1 protein-coding gene is annotated in these 298 nt (G+C 37.9%); it reads right to left on the bottom strand.

The annotated features are described in order from the left end of the window. Positions 1-298 (bottom strand): reverse transcriptase domain-containing protein (locus TR08_RS19000; protein ID WP_045520899.1); only part of this gene is annotated, 298 nt, incomplete at both ends.

Below are 298 nucleotides of genomic sequence, written 5' to 3'. Positions count from 1 at the left end.
TGCGTATCTCACTATATATGCTTGTCCTTTGCACTGTTTTCTGACTCTTTTCTCAAACCAAAGGTCGAGGACATAATGCAGATAAACATTGGCTAATATCGGAGATATTACTCCACCTTGCGGTGTCCCAGTATCTGTTTTGTACTTCTTACCTTCCTCCATATATCCACCTTTTAGAAACCTACCAATTATTCTTAGTAAGTTAGGGTCAGCTATTCGCAGTGTTAAGAACTCCATCATCCATAAGTGGTCAACGTTGTCAAAGAAACCTTTAATATCTACATCCACTACATAATTT

This window comes from Neobacillus niacini (genome assembly GCF_000759675.1).
In the GTDB taxonomy this organism is placed as follows: Bacteria; Bacillota; Bacilli; order Bacillales; family Cytobacillaceae; genus Neobacillus; species Neobacillus niacini_A.
This window is presented reverse-complemented; position numbering and strand designations above follow the sequence as displayed.